Consider the following 20,907-nt stretch of genomic DNA (forward strand, 5'->3'; position numbering starts at 1 on the left):
ACGACTAAGTCGAAGCCAGACCGCCCCTTTGAACGACCGCTTCCCGGTGACCAATCTGGGAATCCGAATGGCGAATATGGGTCGGCTACGGAAGTTCGGTTCGACAGGTGGCTACCCGATAGCCGGCCGCGGGCGTACTTCCGGGTTCGGCCAGGAACGGCCAGCAGGAAGCTTGTCGGCAACGATCCGCGCTCTTCAGGACCTTCGTTGCAGCGGTGCAGCAGTGCAGCACGGCAGCCCGGTGTACTGCCATTCAGGCAAGCCGCAAACCTACACAGACTCAAACGGCCCTGAGCCCTGGCTGGCCATCATCGTGATCCATTGCTCAAATGCCACGACGGCGTCATCGCCGGTGCGATCTGCGTTGATCACCAGCGCGTAGTCGGGGGCGCGCCACGTTGGCGCTGCAATCGGGCACACCAGGCGGCCCGCGGCGACGTCGCGCCCAATCAGCGGCAGCGAGGCGAGCGTCACACCCAGACCCTCCACGGCGGCGGCAAGCTGGAGATAGGCGTGTTCGAACTCGACGTGACGGGCAGCCCGCAGATCGGGCGCGCCCGCCTCCCGCAGCCAGCGCGACCACGCTGTGCGTGTACTGGCGGAATGCAACAAGGTGTGGTGGCGCAGATCCGCCACGTCCTGTATCGGGTGCTGGCGCAACAGCGCGGGGCTGCAGGCGGGCAGGCGCACGTCGGCCATCAGCGTGCGCGACACGAGGCCCGCACCCTGTTCGTGCCCGGAGCGCACCCCAATGTCGAAGGCGTCGCCGATATAGCGCAACTTGCGCGATGTGGTCGACACCCGCACGTCGATGCCGGGATAACGCGCCTGAAAGCCGGCCAGACGCGGCAGCAGCCAGCACAACGCAAAACTGGCCAGCACGTTCACGCGGACGGTGCCCGATACGCGGCGCGTGAATTCATCATGGCGCAGTCGCGCCGCCCCGGTCGCGAGACGCTCGAAGGCGTTGCTCACATCGTTGAGCAATGCTGCGCCCTCATCGGTGAGTAAAACGCCGCGCGCGCGGCGCTCGAATAGCGGTACGCCAAACCAGTCTTCCAGCAGCCTGATCTGTTTTCCGACAGCCCAATGGGTGACGTGCAAATCGGCCGCGGCGGCGGCAAAACTGCCATGCCGGGCCACCGCCTCGAAATTGCGCAGCGCGTTGAGTGGCGGCAGCTTGCTCCAGTCTTTTTCCACGCCTGTGTCCCTACCCATGATGTGACTTTTTTTCTCTGCTGACCCGATATTACGTCAATTGAAGCATGGTGCAGTGGGTCATAAAATTGCCATCCGGGAATGCGCGAAAGCGCCAGACGTCCGCCACTCCGGCCCGCGCCTCGTAACCAGAGGGAGTTTTATGCGCTTCACCCCGTTTTCCCTGCCGCCTCGTGTAGCCAGCCGGTCCGGCCGGCCGGCTTCCCCGGCGCGCTCCCGCGTGTTGTGGCTCTCCTGTGTCGCGCATGCACTGCACGACGGCTACACAGACATGATCTATGTCCTGCTGCCGGTGTGGCAGACGGACTTCGGTCTGAGCTATGGCGCTCTCGCCATGCTACGCGGCATCTATGCGGGCACGATGGCCAGCCTGCAACTGCCTGCCGGGCGCCTGGCGCAGCGCCTGGGCAGCCGGGCCACGCTGGTCCTGGGTACGCTGCTGGCCGCGTCTGGTTATGCGCTGGCGGGGATGTCGGGCAGCCTGTTGGGCCTGTGCGTGGCGTTGACGATATCAGGCAGCGGCTCCAGCACCCAGCATCCGGTCGCCTCGGGCGCGGTGTCCCGTGCCTACGGGCGTAATGCCAGGGGGCCGTTGAGTATCTACAACTTCTCCGGCGACCTCGGCAAATCCGCACTGCCGGCGGCCATTTCGCTGCTGGTGACCCTGATGCCGTGGCGCCATGCGCTGTGGATGGTGTCCACTCTGGGCTTCGTGGTTGCGGCAGCGATTGCACTATTTCTCCCTTCCATACCGCGCAACGCGCACGCTGCCGAGGAGCCGTCCGTCCCCCGTCGCGGCACCGCGGGTACGGGTTTTTCGCTGCTGTTCATGATCGGCGTGCTCGATACCGGCGTACGCATGGGACTGTTGACCTTCCTGCCGTTCCTGCTCAGGGCAAAAGGCGTCTCGTCACCGATGATGGGATCGGCGCTGGCACTGGTTTTTATCGGTGGCGCCGCCGGCAAGTTCGCCTGCGGCTGGCTGGGCGCACGCATGGGGGTAACTGGCACGGTGCTGGTAACGGAGGGCGGCACAGCGGCCTTGATCATCGCCGTGATGTTCTGCCCGCTGCCGCTCACCATGGTGCTGCTGCCGCTGCTGGGCGTGATGCTCAACGGCACCTCTACCGTGCTGTATGGGACGGTGCCGGAACTGACATCCGTTGAGGGTACCGAGCGGGCATTCGCGCTGTTTTATACCGGCACAATAGCTTCGGGGGCGGTCTCGCCGGTGATCTATGGCTTTCTCGGCGACTGGATCGGCATACATGGCGCTACCTTTGCCACGGCTCTTACCGCCGTCGCCATCTTCCCGCTGGCAATTGCACTGCGCTCGTATCTGGCACCCGGAGAGAGAACGCAAGCGTAGGCCGGACGACCCTCCAAAATCGTTTTCGGTCAGCGCCGTGAGGGCATTCAGTCCTTGCAGTGCATGTCCTGCCTTGGCACAACAATGATCACCGGGTATGTTCCCCGGTCGAGCTCCACGCGCGCGACCACGGATATCGTCGCGCTGTCCATGTCGTCATACACGCTGGCCTGTTCATGGCTAAGGCTTGTGATGCCGGTACAGGCAGACGCGCGACCCTCGTCGGAAATGTGGCATTGGATCGGGTTGTCCGCAAGGTACCGATATTTGTCCCTGTCGGGGGTCGCAAGGTATTCACGAATGCTCTGCGCCGATCCACCGACGCCAGTGACATACCCCATCGAGCACTGCTGCCTGGATGGATCGCTGCCCCCGGATGTCTGAGCGTTCGCGGTCGCGACGACTGTTGCGAGTGTCAATGCAAGGAGATATTTCATGGCGCTGGTCACGGTTGCCGGATCGAAGTGCCGAATTGTAAAGGCACCCGGCCCATGGGGTCTGACAAACGCACGCGTAACCGGTCGCTTTTTAGAGCGGCACGCCAAAGATCGATGTCTTCGCAGGAACGCGCGCTAACCGGCGTCTTGCGGTGACAGGTTCACATCGACGGCAGTAACTGCGGCCTTCGGGACCCGGTGATCAGGCCTCGGCCCACTCTGCTTGTTGCGCTTGGCGTCGTACATCGCGGTATCTGCCAGGCGGAGTACTGCGTCGATATCGGTGTCCCCGGCACTCGCATGCGCGATGCCAATGCTCGCCCCTATCGTAATCGCGAGCGTCGGCGAGAGTTCGAATGGCTGTTCAAGCGCGCGTGCAATAGCCGCCGCCAGTTCTTGCGGCGCCTCGCGGTCCGCGAACGCGTCGACGATCACAAATTCGTCTCCGCCCATACGCGCAACCAGCGCGTGCTGGCTTGCGAGTGCGCGCAGGCGCGTCGCGACCTGAATCAACAGCATGTCGCCTGCGTCGTGTCCGTAAGCATCGTTGACCGGCTTGAAGCCATCGAGATCGAGATAGAGGAACGTCATACCCGCCCTGACGGGCGGTGTGCCGCGCGGATCCGTGGCCTTGAACAGGCCTTCGCGGTTGAGCAGTCCGGTGAGCGCATCGTGACGTGCACGGTGACTGTTTTCGCGCTCGGCTTTCATCGTTGAGATGAGCATGCCGTTCAATCGCTGCGCGGCGACACTCATCGCAAACATATAAAACGGAATCTGTAGAAGCGTCAGAAGAAGCACGGGTTCGTCTGCAAGTAGCGCCCCGATACAGCACGGCCCCAGTGAAAAAAAGATCATCACCGCGACGAGACGTGGCGCGGCGAAGTTGCGAAAACAAATGCCGCCGACCATTGCGGCCGCGGAAAGGAACGAAAGCGTTGCGGCAACCCAGTCGCCACTGATCACGCTAACGAATGCACCATAGCCGACCGTGGCGCCCCAAAGCGGAGCCAGCAGGATGTAGAGGTCCGTTGGCGTCGTCCAGGCTTGCGCCGCGCGACGTCGCGAAATGAAGAGCACACATAACCGGGCCGCGCAAACCACGATTTCCGCGACGAGCCACAGGCGGAAAAGCAAGGTCGGATGTCGATACGCGAGGACCCCTGCAACCGCGATCGTATTAAGCACACCGCCGAAGAAAATGGGTAGTGTTCCGAAAAGTGTGCCAACCAGTGCGACGCGAATCTCGAGTGGTGTCTCCTGACCTGGCGCGGCCAGCCATTTCGCCAGCCGGCCGTGCGGCAAGGAATAGTTGTTGTGGATGCTTTGCATGAGCAACACCTTTTTGCGGGCCAGCGCCCGACCCTGGTCGCGAGGCGACGATAGTCAAAGGGGTAATAACAGGTGTCGGCAACCCTGCGACGCGGTTTAAGAGCAGCGTTTCCCCCGAACACGCTGCTGCGCCGTCTTTATCCGGGCGCCTGGTCAACACGGACAGGTTGAGCCGACCGGCAGAGCCCTTGACAGTGTCGTCCTGAACTTGAGTTTATCAGGCTTCCTCGTGAGTTCGGCGGGATGGTCTCCGCCAGAAACGCGTCCCTCACGCGCATATCAGCGTTGCTCCGCTATCGTCCCGCGGCGCTCGCCGTCCATGCCCGGGCACCGCCGGATATCCCTCGCAACTCGCGGTTAATGTGTCTCCTTCGCACGATGCAACGCAATGCCGACGATCACGAGTCCGATACCCGTCAGGTCATGCAACGTCGGTTTTTGCGCCAGCACCAGAAAGCCGATGGCAGTCGCGGTAGCGGGCAGGATCGAAAGCAGCAGTGCAAAGGTCGCGCGGGCAAGCCGTGCCATCGCCAGCTGATCGGTGACGTACGGAATCACCGATGACGAAATGCCGACGCCGATTGCCGCGGCCAGCAGGCCGAAATCCCTGAACGCGGGGAGAGCCTCGTGAATGCCGAAGGGCAGCGCGGCAATCATCGCAATCAGCATCGACAACCCCAGGCGATCGATCCCGCCCTCACCCGAGATTCGATGCCCGAGCACGATATAGACGATGAACAGCGCACAATTCGCAAACGCGTACAGGTAAGCGAGCGGAGCGCCCGCAATGCGGACGTCGGTCAGAATATAAACGCCCGCGCCGGCGACAATCAACGCCGCGACATTGCGAGCGGACCTTGCGCCGAATGCAGCCAGTCCGATCGGTCCGAGGAATTCGATCGCCCCGACCGTGCCGAGCGGCAGCGCATTGATGGCGAGATAGAAAAGCGAATTCATCGCCGCTAACACCGCACCGAGCGATACGACGAGCCAGCGCTCCTGCCCGGTGAGTTTCGCGAAATAGCGCCACGGCCGTCGCCAGATCGCAAAGACGATTGCCGCGCTCGTGATGCGCAGCCAGGCGACGCCGAGCGGTGCGATGTGCGCGAACAACATCACTGCGAACGACGGGCCGAGGTAGTGAAACACCGCGCTGATGACGAACCACGCGTGTGGCGGCACCCGCTCTGCGATGACGCTCCTGGCATGCGGCAATGGTCTCCGGTCCATACGCCCATGCTACGCATGTCGCCTATACTTCGACATACGGAATGGAAGGTGACGCCAGCTATTTTCTTTCGAAATAGAGGCTCGCATGGCATCTGACTTTAGCGAACAACCGGATATCGGCGACGCGACCAACGTCGCAATTCTGAAGGCGCTCAGCGCCGATCCCCGAATCAGCACGGCGGAACTGGCGCGCAAGATCGGTATGTCGGGTCCGGCGGTGCGTGAACGGGTCAGCCGTCTCGAGGAAACGGGCGTGATACGCGGTTACCGCGTCGATATCGATCCCAGAGCGTTAGGGTACGCAGTCACTGCTTTCGTGCGCGTGCGCCCGATGCTTGGGCAACTGCCGAAAGTGATCAGGCTCGCGCAGGAAACACCCGAAGTGATCGAGTGTCACCGCATCACCGGTGAGGACTGTTTCATGATGAAGCTGTGCATCAGAAGCATCGACACGCTCGATACGGTGCTGGACGCATTTCTCGCGTACGGCCAGACCACAACATCGATCATTCAGTCCACACCCGTTGCCTTACGTACACCGCCGCTGCGCGGTCCAACATGACGACGCATACGTTCGCGCAAGTCATCTGCTGGTTATTGGCGATCGCACACCGCTTCCGGTGCAAACCACATCGAGGGCGATCTTTCGATGGACGTGCTGAGCCGTCGCGTCGCCCGGCGGCCCGAAAACATTCGTGCGCCTTGCATCAGAGCGTAAACACAGTCCGCGCGGACGCTTCACCGGTCCATGCGCTTTCGACCTCGGTCAGCGGCACGGCGTCGGCTTCGATCGACAATCCGCTGCTCACGACTGCCTTCAGCAGTTCGCCAATCGCGCCGAGCAGCCGCTCGTTCGACACGCTGCCAAGCCCGGTGCCCATCATCTCCAGCCCCGAACTGCGTAGCGCCGAAGCCGGAACATTGATCGTGTTGCCAGCAAGCGACCCGATCTGCACGAAGCGTATACGCGGTTCGGCTTCGCCGCTGTGTCCGCCCACGGCGCCCAGCAGACTTTCCGCCGACGGCCCGTACAGGTAATCCAGGATCACGTTCACGCGATGACCGTGAATGGCGTCGCGGAACGTTTCGGTCAGCGCGCTGGCGGGCGCATCGAGCGGAATCAGCACGTCGGCGCCCAGTGCGGCAAGGCCTTCGATACTCTTCGCGTTGCGCCCCGTCACGATCACCTTGTTCGCGCCGAGATGCCGCGCGATCTGGATCGCCAGCCGGCCGGAGACGCCGGTCGCGCCGTTGATCAGCACGTTCTCGCCGCGCTGGAAATGCGCGCGTTCGGTCAGCGCGGCCCACGACGACATGCCCGGATTGCCGATCGCCGCGGCCGTGACGTCATCGACGTCGTCCGGCACCGGCACGCAGTACGTCGTCTTCACGACCGTCGTTTGCGCCATCGCGCCGAATGGCCCGCGTGGAAACGCGAAGTACACACGCCGCCCGTCCGGCAGCAGCCCCACGCCATCGACGCCCGGCACGAGCGGTAGCGTTTTGCCGCTGCTGTAGTGGCGCCCGGATGCCTGGCTCTTCACGAGCTGGCTGAGCGCCGCCGCACGGACCTGCACGAGCGTCTCGCCCGCTTCGGCAACCGGACCGGCAAAGTCGCCGTAACGCGGCGATGCGTTGAAATCGTGAACTATCGCAGCTTTCATTTCAGGCTCCCGGATTCGAACGACGACCGTACGGTCTTGCGTCCACGTCAAATGGACCGACTCAGCATTCTACGGATGTCCGCGCCGGCGCGCCGGAAGGCGACGGATGGACTCTGACCGGGGTGTATCGCAGCGAAACGGGATTGTGCCGACGCATCGTCGAGTTAAAAAGTGTCGGGGTGACTGGCGGAGAAGCGGAAACAAAAACCGCCCGGGCGCCCGTAACTCGCAAAGGGCACCCGGGCGGTTCAGGCTTCCGTGAACATGGAAGTCACTTTCAGCGCATCGCTTATTTCGCGGGCTGGATCTTCGGCGAAACCCACTCGTTTTTCAGCAGCGCGGGTTTCGGCCAGTAGTAGCGCATCGCGACCATGAACTTGCCTTGCGGCGCGGGCAGCCAGTTCGCTTCCTTGTCCTTGCCCGGCGATTCGTTCTGGATGTAGATCGTATATCCGCCGTCCGGATCGGTCTTCAGTTCGGGCAGCATCGGCGAATTGATCAGATAGCGGTTGAGCGGATTCTTGACCAGCAATTGTTCCGGCACGTTGTACATTGTCATCGACCAGAACGCGTTGACAGGCGGCAGATGACCCTTCGCGAAATGCAGCGTGTAATGCTTGCTGCCATCCAGCGGTTGACCGGTCGCGTCTTTCTCCAGAATCGGATACAGCGCTTCGTCACGCGAATTCGCGCCGATGCCGACCTGCGTGCCCGTGGCGCGTGCCACATAGTCGTTCTTCAGAAACTTGCGCGAACCGAACAGCGTGTCGCTCCGGCCGGCAAGCGAAGCACGACGTGCATCGATCGCCTTCTGCCCGTCTTCCATGCCCGCCTTCAGCGCCGCCTGCGTGGCAGGCGAAAACGCGGACACGTCGAACGTTTTACCAGGAACGATCCCGATCTGCTCGAAGCGATGACGCAACGCGGCTTCCGCTGGATTCACCGGTGCGAACTGCAACACGAACGCGAGCTGGTTGAAGAATTCGGGCGACGTGTGTTCCGCGCCCGGCGGCAGGGGCTTGATCCAGTCGATGGCGGGTGCCGGTTGCGGTGCGGGTTGACCTTCGAACGCCGAGAGCGGCTCGATCCTGTAGCCGGCCTGGATCTTCTTCACATTGTCGAGATCGGCGGGATTGAAGAGCTGCGTTCGGCCCACCACGTTCACCATGTCGGTTTCCGAATGGATGACCTTGCTGATGCCCTTCGGTGTCGCCCCCTTCCAGCCGGGGCCCGCGATCAGGTAGTGCCCGCCCTGGTTACCCGTTGTGCGGCTGCCGATGTAGTCGAAGTTGAACGTATACATATCCATCAGCTGGAATACGAAGTACCGGTTCTTCTCCATCGGCGGAATCGTGATGACGACCGGCTCCGCGCGCAGGTCCAGCCCGGCGAACGAGTACGGCGTATCGGAATTGGGTGTGACGAACGCAGTGTCTTCAGGTGTGAAGACACGCGCGATATTCAGGATCGAATTGAACGGCCCCTTGTACTGCGACCCGGTCCTGTCGACGGAGAACGCGTACATCGTCCGGTACATATCGACCATCGGCGTGCCGAAAATATAGGCTTCCTTTGCGATGGTCTCGATCTGGGCCGGTTTCAATGCAGCCGCGCCCGCGGAAGGTTGTGACGCGCTATCGCCGGTCGCGGCCTGGGCCGCGGCGGTAAACGTCATTGCAACGGGTAACAGCAGCGAGAGACATACGATCTTCTTTTTGAGCATGGAAAATCCTGTGTGAACCTGAAGATGACCGCGTCGACGGTGTTCGCGGGTCGACACATTCTAGCGCGCGGATGCGCGCCTGCGATCAACGGATCCACACTGCGGGAATCGGGCATGACATCGCGCAGAAATGACGCAAGGAACCGCCTCCGCCCGAACGCGCGGAGCGTTCAGCCTGCCAGCTTCCTGAACGTTTCCAGCACGGCATCGCCCTTGAACGGCTTCACGATCCAGCCCTTCACGCCCGCCGCCTTGCCGCGCTCCTTCATCGCGGGGCTGCTTTCCGTGGTCAGCATGATCACGTTCACAGCATGATTCGCAAGTTCGCCGCGGATCTTCTCGACCATCGTCAGGCCGTCCATGTTCGGCATGTTGACATCGCTGATCACGAGCCGGATGCCCGGGCTTGCCTTCAGGCGCGCGAGGCCGTCCTTGCCGTCGACGGCCGTATCGACGTCGAGGCCGTTCTTGCGCAGAAAACCGGCGACCTCGTCGCGCACCGTGCCCGAGTCGTCCACCACCAGAATTTTCGACATGTTGTTTCCTGTGACGTCAGTTGCAAAATTCAGAACAGTTCGAGTTCGCCGCTGGTTTCCTCGACTGCGTTCACCTCGGCGGTGAAATCCAGCGGCGCGTGCGCGCAGACGCAGACCGTCGCGCCAAGACGGATCGAACCGTTGATCGTGATGGCGAACGATTCGAGGTAACCGGGTTTCAGCTCTTCCAGATAGGGCAGGCAACGCGCGCTCAGCACGTAAGGCGTCGACATGCCGAGGTCCGGAAAGTAGTGCAGCAACGCCTGGTTCATCGCGCCGCTGCAGAGATTGCAGATCTCGAGAAACGTTTCGCGAAACGTCGCGCCCTCTTCGTTCCTCGCGAAGTAATCGCACGTAGTGGCGTCTTCGTCGAAATGCAGCACGAGCAGCATCCGGAAAACGATCGACGAGATCGTCAGAACCACGACGCTTTCCGTGCGTTCAGGCCCGGCGTCGCCCTCGCGGACCGGCACGATTTCGCAACTGTCGCCCGCTTCCATCGGCAGCCGCGCGCGCGCCGCCTTTTGAAAAATGCGCTCGAAACTTTCCCTTGCGTGCTGACTGATCACGTCGGCGCCTGATCGAAGCGGGACTGGAACTGGCTCGCGAGCGTCGCGACGCTGCCCAGCGACGCAGTAATCATTTTCCCGCCGGCCTGGATGTCCTGGAACGTGCCCGTCGTCGTGAGGTCGCTGCGATGCAGGCTGTCGCGATAGCTCTTCGACAGCTCTTCCGAGCGCGCCGCGAGCGCCCGGACTTCGCTCGCCACGACCGCGAAGCCGCGCCCGGCCGTGCCGGCGCGCGCGGCTTCGATCGACGCGTTCAGCGAGACGATCACCACGTGCCTCACGATCGAGGAAAGCTCCTGATTCTTCGCGTGCATGTCCCGGTTCTGCGCCATCAGCGAGATCATCTGTTCGTGCCAGCGCTCGAACGTCGCGCCAAGACTCCTCAGACGCGACGCTTCGCTCGCGATCTGTTGTGCAAGCGCGGCCCATTGATGCCGGTCTTCTGTCGCGGCGTTCATCAAGGCGCGAATGTTTTCCGCCGCGTCGGCCTCGCTCGCGAGTGCCTCGCGCAGCGCGGCCATCTGCGTTTCGAGCTGCTGCTTTTCGTGCGCGGCCTGCTCGATCAATGCATGCTGCGCGGCGCTGGTCTGAGCCAGCGTCTCGATGTGCGCCTGCACTTCGGATCGCTGCCGCGTGCGTGCGTGAGCGCCGTAAAAGCGGTACGCCGCGAACGCGAGTACGCCGCTCACCGCGCCGCCGGCGAGAGCCGCCAGACAATACTGTTCAATCACAACCTGTCCTTCTCTTCTGGATGTCCATCGGGCGATAGGGAAGAAAATCGCGCGACCGGTGCTTCAGTTCAGTCCACGAGCGCGCCGGCCCGCGAAGCGTTGACGTCGCGACGTGCGTCCGTGCCGAGGCTGTCGATCGCCATGTTGTCCGGCAGGCAGACGACCGTCTGAAACTGCCGGAAGTCGGCGCCGTGACGATCGTCGGTGAAACGCAACTCGATGCGGCCGTGTTCGCGAGCGAGGAAATCGCGCACCGCGTCCATGCCGACACCACGCCCCGACACTTCGGTGATCGCGTGAGCGGTCGAAAACCCCGGCCGGAAAATCAGCTGTGCAATGGCGGCGTCGTCCAGTTTCTCGTCGGCGCCGATCCAGCCGCGCCCGATCGCGATGCCCCGGATACGCGCCAGTGCGAGGCCGCGTCCGTCGTCGCTGAGCGTGACCTGAAGCATGTCGTGATCGACGCCGACTTCGATATCGATCGCACCAGCCGCCGGCTTGCCATTCGCGATGCGCTCGTCGCCGTTTTCAATACCGTGGTCGATCGAATTACGCAGCAGGTGCATGAATACGTTTCGCAGCGTGCCGGCGGCCTGGCTGCGCAGGCGGTAGCCGTTGTCGTCGATGCGCACCGCCGGCTCCGCCTTGCCCAGTTCCCGCGCAAGCGATGGCAACGATTCGAGCACGCCCGCGAGCGATTCGCCGACGCTCTCGCTCCCCACCAGACGCAATGTCCGGTGCACCGCATCGCGCATCGCAACCAGCTCGTCGAGACTTGCGACGTTCGCGGTTTCCAGCAGTTGCAGGCTCTCCCGGATGTGCGCGCGATCGACCATCAGATAGTGCTCGACGTGAGCGCTACGCGACGCGCCCTTGCGTCCGAGGCTGACTTCGTTGATCGTCGCGTAGCTTTCGATCGCTTCGCGCACGCGCGCGAGTTCCTGCATCAGGTCGTCCTGATCCCACGCACGATCGGCATCGGCCTGGCGCAGCTCGTGATAGCGCTGTTCCGTTTCGTGCACGACGTTGGTCAGATACTGAAGGTTGTAGGTGCGCGCGTTGCCCTTGATCGTATGCATGTTGCGGAACAGTTCGGCGATCGCCGCACCGTCGGCCTGCGAATGCTTGCGGATGATCCGCTCGTTCTCGCTGACGAAGCCCGCTGAACTCTCGATGAACTGCTGGAATTTCTCCTCGCTCACCGCGAGAATCTCGCCGATCATCTCCAGCCGGCGCTGCTGCTCGCTCGCCTGCGCCGCGAGTTCGCGCAACTCGGTGACGTCGCGCACGCACAGCATCAGACGCACGACCGTATCGCTTTCGTCGGTGATCGCGGACCAGCTGAGATCGAGCGTCTTCTCGCGGCCATCGGGCATGCGTCGTGTGATTTCGTTCACGAGCAGATGCTGGTTGAACGCGAAGTTGATGCAGTCTTCGCCAAGGCACGCATGCGTGGCGGCGTCGATCTGCGAGAGCGCGTCCGCGCCAAGGTCGGTATCGGCGAACACCAGTTCCATCAGGCCGCGACCGGCGATGTCGCGCGTTTCGAAGATCGCTTCCAGATACGCCGAATACTCGGCGTGAATCACCGCGCCATCGACGACCGTCAGAATGCCCTGCTGCATGTTCTGCAACATCGCCTGAATATCGGCGGTTTTCTGCTTGAGCAACGCCGAGCTTTCCTGGATCTTCGCGATCATGCCGTTGAACGCGACGATCGAATGGCCGATCTCGTCCATGCGCCCAACCGGCACGCGACGCGTGAAATCCTGGCTCGAGGCGATCTCGCTCATCATCGCCTGCATACGGCTCAGCGGTCGCGTGATCTGCCGGTACAGCAGTGCGCCGATCAACGTGAGCAGCAATACGGCGATACCCGTCACGATCGCAATCGCCATCGTCGTGGTGGAGAGCGTCGCGTTGAGCGAGGTAATGGCGTCGTCCTTCTCGCGGTTTTTCTCGACGCGCAGCGTTTCGACGATCCCTTCGAGTTCGTCGCGATACTGCGCGACGTTGGCAAACAAGAATGCCTGCGCGAGTTCGTTCTTGCCGGCGGCTTTCATCGTCGCCGTTTCGTTGATCGCCGCGAAGTAATTTTCGACACTGTCGCGCGCCTGTGCGACCAGCCCTTTCTGCGCGTGGCTGGCCGCCGCGCGGTCCTGCAACGCGAGCGCGCGTTGCAGCGAGGCCTGCTTCGTTTTGAGTTCTTCCTGTGCCTGCGCGACCACGTTGCCGTCGGGCGCGTAGACGAGTGTCATCGTGGCCAGCTGTACATCCTTGACCTGCGAGACGAGATCGGCGGAAGCCAGCGTGCCTGGCACGACGCCCTCAGTCACCTGACGGACTTCTGCGGCGCTACGCCCTGTCTGGTAGACGGCATAACCGCCAATGGCCGACAGCGCGATGAACATCAGAACAACGAGCAGCGTAATGCGATGACGGATAGTCATGTACAACCCCCGGGGTCAACCAGCGTATCGGGCCCGCGTGAGAGGCCGATCGCGTTTTAAGATGTTTCGAATGGTCGAGCGCGGTGATTATTCGGGAGGGATGTGACGGACCGATGACGCATCGCGATTCTTCGATGCAGGGTGAAGGCGAATCTAAAAACGAAGACGAAGACGCAGCGCGACAGGATGCGCCGCGCGCGCTCAGGCGAAGTCGGGTACGAGAACGGGCGGCGGTTCGAGCGCGGCCCAGCGGGTCCAGCCCGGCGCCTGGTCGGACGACTTGATCCGCACGGCGCGCGAGCCGTCGACGAAAACCAGCGACTCGAAATCGAGTTCGCTTTCGTCGGCGGCATTACCCACGTTGACGCGACCCTGCTGATGGGTAAAGTCGAGGTTACCTTCGCGCAACAGGTTGAGGTACGTACCGCCTCCGGCCATAGCCGGCTTGCGGTCCCAGCGGTTTAGAAGTGTGGCTGCAATTTCGGCATCGAACATGTGATCTCTCCTTGCCTGTGCGTCATGGCCACGCGGAAGGCATATGCCCAGGCGCTCCACAGGGCGCCTCTAGCAGTCTGGAAGACACCATTGATCCGATCACTATACTGGAAAAACAGGTAAATGGTGCGACGCACAATACGTGTCACATTGCTCCCGCTGCCCTTTTCCGGGGGCAACCGCCGTGAACCTGCCGCACCAGAAGTGGCGATGACGCAGGCGGTTGCGCGTACAACGGTCAGCAGACCCGCGTCAGACAGGCTGTGTCACGACTCGAGAAACGCCAGCAGGTCGGCGTTGATCTTGTCGGCCATCGTGGTGCACATGCCGTGCGGGCCACCTGGGTAAACCTTCAGCGTCGCGTTGGGGATGATCTTCGCGGACAGACGGCCCGCTTCGTCGATCGGTACGATCTGGTCGTCGTCACCGTGCAGCACGAGCGCGGGCACGTCGATCTTTTGCAGGTCTTCGGTGTAGTCGACTTCGGAGAACTGCTTGATGCAGTCGTACTGGCCGCTGATCGAGCCCTGCATGCCCTGCGCCCAGAATGAGTCGATCACGCCCTGCGACACCTTCGCGCCGGGCCTGTTGTAGCCATGGAACGGCATCGCAAGATCCTTGTAAAACTGCGAGCGATCGTCGGCCACGCTCTTGCGGATACCGTCGAACACGTCGATGGGCACGCCGTTGGGATGCGCCCCGGTCTTCACCATCAGCGGAGGCACCGCGCCGATCAGCACGACTTTAGCGACGCGCATCGTGCCGTGACGGCCGATGTAGTGCGCGACTTCGCCGCCGCCCGTGGAATGGCCGACGAGCATGGCGTCCTTCAGGTCGAGATGCACGATGAGGGCGGCGAGATCGTCGGCATAGGTGTCCATGTCGTTGCCGCTCCACGTCTGGCTGGAACGGCCATGACCACGGCGGTCGTGCGCGATGACCCGATAACCCTTCTGGACGAGGAACAGCATCTGCGCGTCCCACGCGTCGGCGCTCAGCGGCCAGCCATGCGAGAAGACGACGGGACGCCCCGTACCCCAGTCCTTGTAAAAAATATCGGTGCCGTCTTTCGTCGTGATCGTGCTCATGGAATCATCTCCTGGGTAGATGGGGGGATCGGACTGCCGGACTGCTGCCTTGCGCGGTAAGCTTCCAGAGGATACTAGCTCACCAATATGACGTCGTCGCACTCGCGGCCAGCCTGCGCGGGCGGCCATGAAAGAATTCAGGGCTGCCGTCCGTATCGCGGTGCCCGCGATGCGACGGACGGGCCCACAACAGCCATCCGGGGAACGACGTATGAGCCACCCTCACGAACAGAACTCACCGCACCGGCGCTACGGCCATGCCACGACGGAGTGGCATGATCACATCCTCGTCTGGGGGCCGGCCGCCCTGCTGTGCGCGCTGGCAGTCGGACTCTTCATCTGGCTCGTCGATCCCGCGCCGCCGAAAGTGATCGTCATGAGCGCGGGGCCGAAGGACAGCACGTTGCTGCCGGCCGCCGAGGCGTACCGCGAGATCCTCGCGCGCAATGGCATCACGCTGAAGGTGCTGACGTCCGCTGGATCGGTGCAGAACCTGCAACGCCTGCTCGACCCGAAACAGCATGTGGACGTCGCGCTCGTGCAGGGCGGCATCGCACAGGGCGTGGATACCTCGTCGCTCATGTCGCTTGGCAGCGTGTTCTACGCGCCGGTCGTGGTGTTCTATCGGGGCCACGGCATGGACCGGCTTTCGCAGTTCGCGGGCAAGCGCATCGCGATCGGCCGGGAAGGCAGCGGCACGCGCCTGCTCTCGCTGGCGCTCCTGGGCGCGAACGGGATCGAGCCGGGCGGCACCACGACGCTTCTGCCCAGCGACGGCGCCGAAGCCGCGAGACAGGTCGTCACCGGGCAGGCGGACGCGGCCATTGTCAACGGCGATTCGGCCACGCGCGCGATGATGCTGCGGCTGTTGCAGGTGCCCGGGGTGTCGGTGCTGGACTTCTCGGAGGCGGCGGCTTACACGCGGCGCTTTCCTTATCTGAACGAGATCGATCTGCCACCAGGCCTTCTCGATCTCGGACACAAGATTCCGCCGGACACCGTCCATCTGATCGGGCCGACGGTCGAAATCGTCGCGCGTTCGACGCTGCATCCGGCCATTTCCGATCTGCTCATCGAAGCGGCGCAGCAGGTTCACGGCACGGCAGGCCTGTTGCAGCACGCCGGCGAGTTTCCGAGTCCGATTGCGCACGAATACCGGATCAGCGAAGACGCGATACGGTACTACCGGTCCGGCAAGAGCTTCTTCTATCGCAACCTGCCGTTCTGGCTCGCGAGTCTCGCCGACCGGCTGCTGGTGATATTGCTGCCCGCGCTGGTGCTGCTCGTTCCCGCGTTACGCACGATCCCGGCGCTGTATCGCTGGCGCGTGCGCTCGCGGATCTATCGCTGGTACGGTTCGCTGATCGCGATCGAGCGCGGCGCACTGGCAAAGGCATCGGGCGAAGAGCGCGACGCGCTGCTCAAGGAGCTCGATCACATCGAGGAAGGCATCAACCGGATGAAGATGCCGCTCGCCCACGCCGACGCGTTCTATGTGCTGCGCGAACACGTCGGCTTCGTGCGTTCCCGGCTGACGGGAGAACGACGCCCGGCATCGAACGCATAACTCGCACGCCAGAAACAACGAAAGCCCGCCAATGCGGGCTTTCGACATTTACAGCGTGTACAACGTGTGCGGCTTAGTGCGCGACGTAGACCGGCGGCGAGTACGAGCTCACCGTGACTTCACGGCGGACACCTGCCTGCGACGAACCATTCGTCGACGAACCGTAACCGCTGTTTTGCACAGTGCTGTTTTGCGCGGCGACGCGTGCTTCGGCGGCCTGGATGTTCTCCGGATAGTCGATTTCACCGATGTTCGGGTTGTAGCCGGCTTTTTCCAGTTGAGCCAGCTCGGCGCGAACCTGTGCGCGGGTCACGGGGCCATTCGATTGTGCGAACGAAACAACCGGAGCAGCGAGCACTACAGCGAGAGCAACAGCCTTGATGAGCGACTTCATGGTAACTACCTCCGAATAAATCTGTCTTGACTGGGTCTGCAAACCGGTTTGTTTGCAGCGATTGAAGCCAGTGTAGAAGCAGACATACCTCGGGATAAATACCGGAAAGGCGAAATCACTGTTCTGAAATGCGGACCAATTGCAAAGCCTTGTCGGGCGGGGGTTTCAAGCTCCCTGGCTCGGGGTCCCGATGCCGATACCGGAGCCGTTTCGTGGAGCGGTTTGCGTCAACCGGTTCGCCCGGGCGCACAGGTCGACTGGCGCACCATCAGCTTCGGCGGCGGTCCTTGCAGCATGGGCGGCGATGCATCGACGCGCTCCTTTCGCATCAGCTGGATCAGCAGATCGATGGACAGCCCGGCGATTTCGCTCGTGTTGATCGCGACCGTCGTGAGCGCCGGGCGCACCTGGTGCGCGAGCTGGATATCGGTGATGCCGATCACGGATACGTCCTCGGGCACCTGACGGCCCAGCGACGCGAGCGCCTGCATCGCGCCGATCGCGAGCAGGTCGTTCGTTGCGAAGATTGCCGTGAGGTCAGGCGTATTCGACATCAGCTGGATGCACGCCTCGTAGCCCGCATCGATCGTGTCGCGGATCTGCAGCACCGCGGCGGCGTCCGGTTCGATGCCGGCGGCACGCATGACCTCGCGAAACCCGTTCGCGCGCGCGTCCTGCAAACCGCCGCAGCCGTCGCCGACCAGCATGCCGATGTCGCGATGTCCCAGTTCCAGCAGATGCCCTGCCGCCAGCGCTCCCGCGCGCGCGAAATCGACCGCGACGCACGGCAATCCTGGCGGCGACTCCGGATGCTCCCACAGGCTCAACACGATCGGCGCGCCGATCGCCGCCGACGCGCACAGCTCGTTGATCGCGATATCGGTATTGAGGACGATCACGCCTTCGGCCAGCGTGCCGGCGACCTGCGTGAGATAGGCGCGGCCGGTTTCGGCGTCGTCGTCGGTGTTGCACACCATCAGGAAATAGCCCGCGCGGCGCGCGGCGCGCTCGGCCGCGAGCACGAACTCCGGATAGAACGGATTGGCGATATTTCCGAGCATCAGCGCGAGCGTCGACGAGCGTCCCTCGGCGAGTGCCCGCGCGTTCAGATTCGGCCGGTAGCCGAGTTCGCGAATCGCGCTCAGCACGCGCTCGGCGGTTTCAGGGCGTACCTTCTCGCGATTGCGCAGCACGTTCGACACCGTGGCCGCCGTGACCCGCGCGCGGCGCGCGACTTCCGTCAACGTGACCATGGCGACCCGTTCCGTGAAGTCACACCGGCGAACCGTCCCACATTCAGGGAACAGCAACCAGATGTTGCACAGCCGGCGCAGGCTTTGTTAAGTTTCATGAAAATACTCCGGAGACAGACATCGTGATTTCAAATCCCAGCTACGAATTTAAGCGCTTAAATGAACGCGGCGCAAGCGTTTCGCCGATTTTTTTGCAGCGAAATTTAAGCGCTTAAATTCAAAGGGAGACGGGCATGTCGGCAATCAGTCTCACGCAGGTCGAGAAGTCGTACGGCAATAATTCGCCGGTGATCCGGCGTCTGAATCTCGATATCGGCGAACACGAGTTCTGCGTTTTCCTCGGGCCGTCGGGCTGCGGCAAATCCACGTTGTTGCGGATCATCGCCGGTCTCGAGGACATGAGCGAAGGCGATCTCCACATCGGCGGCAAGCTGATGAACAGCGTCCCCGCCGCGGAGCGCGGCGTCGCGATGGTGTTCCAGAGCTACGCGCTCTTTCCGCACATGACCGTGTTCGAGAACATGGCGTTCGGACTGAAGCTCGCCAAAACACCGAAGGATGACATCGACCGCAAGGTGCGCGAGGCCGCGCGGATTCTTGAACTCGACGCCCTGCTGGAGCGTCAGCCGAAAGCGCTCTCGGGCGGGCAGCGGCAGCGCGTGGCGATTGGCCGCGCGATCGTGCGCGAGCCCGGCGTATTCCTGTTCGACGAGCCGCTGTCCAATCTCGACGCCGCGCTGCGCGGTCAGACGCGCATCGAAATCGCCCGACTGCATCAGCGTTTTGCACAGGCGAGCGTGGTGTACGTGACGCACGATCAGGTCGAGGCGATGACGCTCGCCGATCGCATCGTACTGCTGCATGCGGGCGCGGATACACAGCGCTTTGGCAGCATCGCGCAGGTTGGCGCGCCACTCGAGCTTTATCATCGTCCGCGCTCGCGTTTCGTCGCGGGTTTCATCGGCTCGCCGCGCATGAATTTTATCGACGCCCGCGTCGATTCGATCGAGCCGGGCCGCGTGACGGTGAAGCTCACCAAGGGCGACGAAAAACTCGCGGTCTGTGTCGACGGCACGCGTCTCGTGCGCGATCAGCCCGTGACGCTCGGCATCCGTCCCGAACACATCCGCGCCGATGGTGAAGACCAGTCGCTGCGTGGCGTCGCGACGCTCACGGAACAGCTCGGCGAACACAGCTATATCCACGCCGATTACGCTGGCGGCGCACTGGTCTTCAAGGCGCCGGGCGATACATCGACGCAGCCTGGCGAGCGCATCGCGCTGCGCATTCCCGCCGACGCGTGCCATCTGTTCGACGCCGATGGCATTGCGCTTGAACGCACGGTCGCGGGGTCCGCATTGCCCTCGCTTCAGGTTGCATGAGCGTTGCTGAAAGCTGTACCGCATGCGCCGGCCGCGGAGCCGGCAGGATCGACCGGCCGCACGGTGCGTGCCGACACATAACGTAGACAACGTAGTCAAGGAGACAGCAGATGAAAACCAGTGGCATCAATCACGCAACGCTCGCACGGCGTCGTACGAAGCGCCTTTCCAGCGCCGTCGCCGCCGTCGCGATGGTCACCGCGCTGCTGGCGGGCGTGACCGCGCAGGCCGGCGAGCTGAACGTCAACGTGTCGGCGCGCGGCAACCAGCGCTCGACCTGGCAGGACGCATTCGACAAGTTCAAGAAAGCGAACCCCGACGTCGACCTGAAAGTGACGTACGTCACCGAGGAAACGTACAAGGTGCAGATGGGCGGCTGGCTCGCCACCGATCCGCCCGATGTCGTGTCGTGGCACGACGGCGAACGCATGGCGTATTACGCGCAGCGCGGACTGCTCGAAGACCTCTCGTCCGACTGGAGCAAGAACGGCTGGGACCAGCAATACGCTTCGGTGAAGGAAGCCTCGACGTACAAGGGCAAGCAGTATGCGGCGCCGCTCGGTTACGACGCGTACGGTTTCTTCTATCGCAAGGATCTCTTCGAGAAGGCCGGCATCAAGGGCGAACCTAAAACGTGGGATGAATTTCTCGACGCCTGCAAGAAGCTGAAGGCAAGCGGCGTTGCGCCGATCGCCGTCGCCGCGCGCGACAGCTGGACGCTCGCAGCATGGTTCGATTATCTCGACCTGCGCATCAACGGCAACGCGTTCCACCAGAAACTGATGGCCGGTGAAGTGCCGTACACGGACGCGCGCGTGAAGAAGGTCTACATGGCATGGAAGACGCTGATCGACGACCATTACTTCATCGACAACGCGCTCTCCTACGATCTCGATTCGATCGCGCCGTTCCTCGTGAACGGCAAGGCGTCGATGATGCTGATGGGCACGTTCTTCTCGGCGAGCATTCCGGCATCGGTCAAGCCCGAGACCGGTTTCTTCCGCTTCCCGATTGTCGACGCGAACGTGCCGACCGCCGAAGACGGTCCGGTCAACGTGCTGCTCGTGCCGGCGAAGGCGAAGAACAAGGTCGATGCACGGCGTCTGCTCGCCTTCATGGAAACGCCGCAGATCAACGCGGATCTCGCACGCGGCTGGGGCCAGTTGCCGTCCAACAGCAAGGCAGAGGAACCGGACGATCCGATCTCGAAGGTCGGCTTCCAGACCCTTGCGAGCACGACCGGCGGCATCGCGCAGTTCTACGACCGCGACATGACAAAGGAAATGGCCGACGAAGGCATGAAGGCGATGCAGCAGTTCTATAGCGATCCGTCGCAACTCGACTCGCTGCTCGCGCGACTCGAAGCGATCCGCAAACGCATCTACAAGAAGTAACGTCTCTGTACAGGCGCCTCGATGCGGCGAATGCATCGGGGCGTGGACTCAAGGCTCATCCGCATTTCCCGCGGA

The 20,907-nt window shown here is 62.7% G+C and carries 19 protein-coding genes; 5 read left to right on the forward strand and 14 right to left on the reverse strand.

The window, feature by feature from the left end; translation table 11 throughout:
* Positions 1-270: 270 nt before the first annotated feature.
* Positions 271-1,218: a transcriptional regulator GcvA gene (gcvA, locus tag LPA37_RS23730; RefSeq protein ID WP_228978183.1), complete on the reverse strand. Its 948-nt coding sequence runs from the start codon at positions 1,216-1,218 to the stop codon at positions 271-273.
* A gap of 142 nt (positions 1,219-1,360) precedes the next feature.
* Here gcvA and LPA37_RS23735 point away from each other — a divergent pair, with 142 nt between their 5' ends.
* The gene (locus LPA37_RS23735) at positions 1,361-2,587 is read left to right on the forward strand and encodes an MFS transporter (RefSeq protein WP_229013867.1); all 1,227 of its coding nucleotides are present in this window, start codon (positions 1,361-1,363) and stop codon (positions 2,585-2,587) included.
* A 47-nt stretch (positions 2,588-2,634) separates the two neighbouring features.
* On the opposite strand, the gene LPA37_RS23740 is transcribed toward LPA37_RS23735, so the two are convergent.
* The 3 genes from LPA37_RS23740 to LPA37_RS23750 all read right to left on the reverse strand — a co-directional run bounded on the left by LPA37_RS23740 (position 2,635) and on the right by LPA37_RS23750 (position 5,586).
* A complete protein-coding gene (locus LPA37_RS23740) occupies positions 2,635-3,024 on the reverse strand; it encodes a hypothetical protein (protein ID WP_229013868.1) in 390 nt (129 codons plus the stop codon).
* Between the two features lie 135 nt (positions 3,025-3,159).
* Positions 3,160-4,356 carry a GGDEF domain-containing protein gene (locus LPA37_RS23745; RefSeq protein ID WP_229013869.1) on the reverse strand — a complete coding sequence of 399 codons (1,197 nt, stop codon included), beginning with the start codon at positions 4,354-4,356 and terminating at the stop codon, positions 3,160-3,162.
* Between the two features lie 357 nt (positions 4,357-4,713).
* Entirely contained in the window at positions 4,714-5,586 is an 873-nt protein-coding gene (locus LPA37_RS23750) for an EamA family transporter (RefSeq protein ID WP_229013870.1), read from the reverse strand.
* Between the two features lie 85 nt (positions 5,587-5,671).
* On the opposite strand from LPA37_RS23750, the gene LPA37_RS23755 reads away from it, so the two are divergent.
* Positions 5,672-6,148 (forward strand): Lrp/AsnC family transcriptional regulator, encoded by a 477-nt coding sequence (locus LPA37_RS23755; RefSeq protein WP_228978174.1) that lies wholly within the window; start codon positions 5,672-5,674, stop codon positions 6,146-6,148.
* Positions 6,149-6,293: 145 nt separating this feature from the next.
* Here the strand turns inward: LPA37_RS23755 and LPA37_RS23760 are convergent, their stop codons facing one another.
* The 8 genes from LPA37_RS23760 to LPA37_RS23795 form a co-directional block, all read right to left on the reverse strand.
* Positions 6,294-7,250: a quinone oxidoreductase family protein gene (locus LPA37_RS23760; protein ID WP_229013871.1), complete on the reverse strand. Its 957-nt coding sequence runs from the start codon at positions 7,248-7,250 to the stop codon at positions 6,294-6,296.
* Positions 7,251-7,539: 289 nt separating this feature from the next.
* A complete protein-coding gene (locus LPA37_RS23765; RefSeq protein ID WP_228978171.1) occupies positions 7,540-8,973 on the reverse strand; it encodes a DUF1254 domain-containing protein in 1,434 nt (477 codons plus the stop codon).
* Between the two features lie 170 nt (positions 8,974-9,143).
* Positions 9,144-9,509: a response regulator gene (locus tag LPA37_RS23770; protein WP_090536429.1), complete on the reverse strand. Its 366-nt coding sequence runs from the start codon at positions 9,507-9,509 to the stop codon at positions 9,144-9,146.
* Between the two features lie 29 nt (positions 9,510-9,538).
* Positions 9,539-10,078 carry a hypothetical protein gene (locus tag LPA37_RS23775; RefSeq protein ID WP_228978170.1) on the reverse strand — a complete coding sequence of 180 codons (540 nt, stop codon included), beginning with the start codon at positions 10,076-10,078 and terminating at the stop codon, positions 9,539-9,541.
* A complete protein-coding gene (locus tag LPA37_RS23780; protein WP_228978169.1) occupies positions 10,075-10,809 on the reverse strand; it encodes a methyl-accepting chemotaxis protein in 735 nt (244 codons plus the stop codon). Before LPA37_RS23780 ends, LPA37_RS23775 begins: the two co-directional genes overlap by 4 nt.
* Before the next feature lie 68 nt (positions 10,810-10,877).
* Positions 10,878-13,259 carry an ATP-binding protein gene (locus LPA37_RS23785; RefSeq protein WP_229013872.1) on the reverse strand — a complete coding sequence of 794 codons (2,382 nt, stop codon included), beginning with the start codon at positions 13,257-13,259 and terminating at the stop codon, positions 10,878-10,880.
* 201 nt (positions 13,260-13,460) lie between these two features.
* A complete protein-coding gene (locus LPA37_RS23790) occupies positions 13,461-13,754 on the reverse strand; it encodes a hypothetical protein (RefSeq protein ID WP_229013873.1) in 294 nt (97 codons plus the stop codon).
* Positions 13,755-14,020: 266 nt separating this feature from the next.
* On the reverse strand, positions 14,021-14,842 hold the full coding sequence (locus LPA37_RS23795) for an alpha/beta fold hydrolase (protein ID WP_228978164.1): 822 nt from the start codon (positions 14,840-14,842) through the stop codon (positions 14,021-14,023).
* A 211-nt stretch (positions 14,843-15,053) separates the two neighbouring features.
* On the opposite strand from LPA37_RS23795, the gene LPA37_RS23800 reads away from it, so the two are divergent.
* Positions 15,054-16,409, forward strand: a complete 1,356-nt coding sequence (locus tag LPA37_RS23800) for a TAXI family TRAP transporter solute-binding subunit (RefSeq protein WP_229013874.1) — start codon at positions 15,054-15,056, stop codon at positions 16,407-16,409.
* A 73-nt stretch (positions 16,410-16,482) separates the two neighbouring features.
* Here the strand turns inward: LPA37_RS23800 and LPA37_RS23805 are convergent, their stop codons facing one another.
* Both LPA37_RS23805 and LPA37_RS23810 read right to left on the reverse strand, forming a co-directional pair.
* Entirely contained in the window at positions 16,483-16,803 is a 321-nt protein-coding gene (locus LPA37_RS23805; RefSeq protein ID WP_228978158.1) for a DUF4148 domain-containing protein, read from the reverse strand.
* A gap of 227 nt (positions 16,804-17,030) precedes the next feature.
* Positions 17,031-18,056: a LacI family DNA-binding transcriptional regulator gene (locus tag LPA37_RS23810; RefSeq protein WP_228978157.1), complete on the reverse strand. Its 1,026-nt coding sequence runs from the start codon at positions 18,054-18,056 to the stop codon at positions 17,031-17,033.
* Between the two features lie 233 nt (positions 18,057-18,289).
* Between LPA37_RS23810 and LPA37_RS23815 the strand changes: the two genes are divergently transcribed.
* Both LPA37_RS23815 and LPA37_RS23820 read left to right on the forward strand, forming a co-directional pair.
* Positions 18,290-19,438, forward strand: a complete 1,149-nt coding sequence (locus LPA37_RS23815; RefSeq protein WP_228978155.1) for an ABC transporter ATP-binding protein — start codon at positions 18,290-18,292, stop codon at positions 19,436-19,438.
* Positions 19,439-19,629: 191 nt separating this feature from the next.
* Entirely contained in the window at positions 19,630-20,832 is a 1,203-nt protein-coding gene (locus LPA37_RS23820) for an ABC transporter substrate-binding protein (RefSeq protein WP_229013889.1), read from the forward strand.
* The last annotated feature ends 75 nt before the right edge of the window (positions 20,833-20,907 follow it).

Origin of the sequence: Paraburkholderia gardini, from assembly GCF_907164545.1 — a bacterium.
GTDB lineage: Bacteria > Pseudomonadota > Gammaproteobacteria > Burkholderiales > Burkholderiaceae > Paraburkholderia > Paraburkholderia gardini.

Coding starts and splice junctions, on each gene's coding strand:
- gcvA (WP_228978183.1), bottom strand. CDS start 1,218: ATGGGTAGGGACACAGGCGTGGAAAAAGACTGGAGCAAGCTGCCGCCA.
- LPA37_RS23735 (WP_229013867.1), top strand. CDS start 1,361: ATGCGCTTCACCCCGTTTTCCCTGCCGCCTCGTGTAGCCAGCCGGTCC.
- LPA37_RS23740 (WP_229013868.1), bottom strand. CDS start 3,024: ATGAAATATCTCCTTGCATTGACACTCGCAACAGTCGTCGCGACCGCG.
- LPA37_RS23745 (WP_229013869.1), bottom strand. CDS start 4,356: ATGCAAAGCATCCACAACAACTATTCCTTGCCGCACGGCCGGCTGGCG.
- LPA37_RS23750 (WP_229013870.1), bottom strand. CDS start 5,586: ATGGACCGGAGACCATTGCCGCATGCCAGGAGCGTCATCGCAGAGCGG.
- LPA37_RS23755 (WP_228978174.1), top strand. CDS start 5,672: ATGGCATCTGACTTTAGCGAACAACCGGATATCGGCGACGCGACCAAC.
- LPA37_RS23760 (WP_229013871.1), bottom strand. CDS start 7,250: ATGAAAGCTGCGATAGTTCACGATTTCAACGCATCGCCGCGTTACGGC.
- LPA37_RS23765 (WP_228978171.1), bottom strand. CDS start 8,973: ATGCTCAAAAAGAAGATCGTATGTCTCTCGCTGCTGTTACCCGTTGCA.
- LPA37_RS23770 (WP_090536429.1), bottom strand. CDS start 9,509: ATGTCGAAAATTCTGGTGGTGGACGACTCGGGCACGGTGCGCGACGAG.
- LPA37_RS23785 (WP_229013872.1), bottom strand. CDS start 13,259: ATGACTATCCGTCATCGCATTACGCTGCTCGTTGTTCTGATGTTCATC.
- LPA37_RS23790 (WP_229013873.1), bottom strand. CDS start 13,754: ATGTTCGATGCCGAAATTGCAGCCACACTTCTAAACCGCTGGGACCGC.
- LPA37_RS23795 (WP_228978164.1), bottom strand. CDS start 14,842: ATGAGCACGATCACGACGAAAGACGGCACCGATATTTTTTACAAGGAC.
- LPA37_RS23800 (WP_229013874.1), top strand. CDS start 15,054: ATGAGCCACCCTCACGAACAGAACTCACCGCACCGGCGCTACGGCCAT.
- LPA37_RS23805 (WP_228978158.1), bottom strand. CDS start 16,803: ATGAAGTCGCTCATCAAGGCTGTTGCTCTCGCTGTAGTGCTCGCTGCT.
- LPA37_RS23810 (WP_228978157.1), bottom strand. CDS start 18,056: ATGGTCACGTTGACGGAAGTCGCGCGCCGCGCGCGGGTCACGGCGGCC.
- LPA37_RS23815 (WP_228978155.1), top strand. CDS start 18,290: ATGTCGGCAATCAGTCTCACGCAGGTCGAGAAGTCGTACGGCAATAAT.
- LPA37_RS23820 (WP_229013889.1), top strand. CDS start 19,630: ATGGTCACCGCGCTGCTGGCGGGCGTGACCGCGCAGGCCGGCGAGCTG.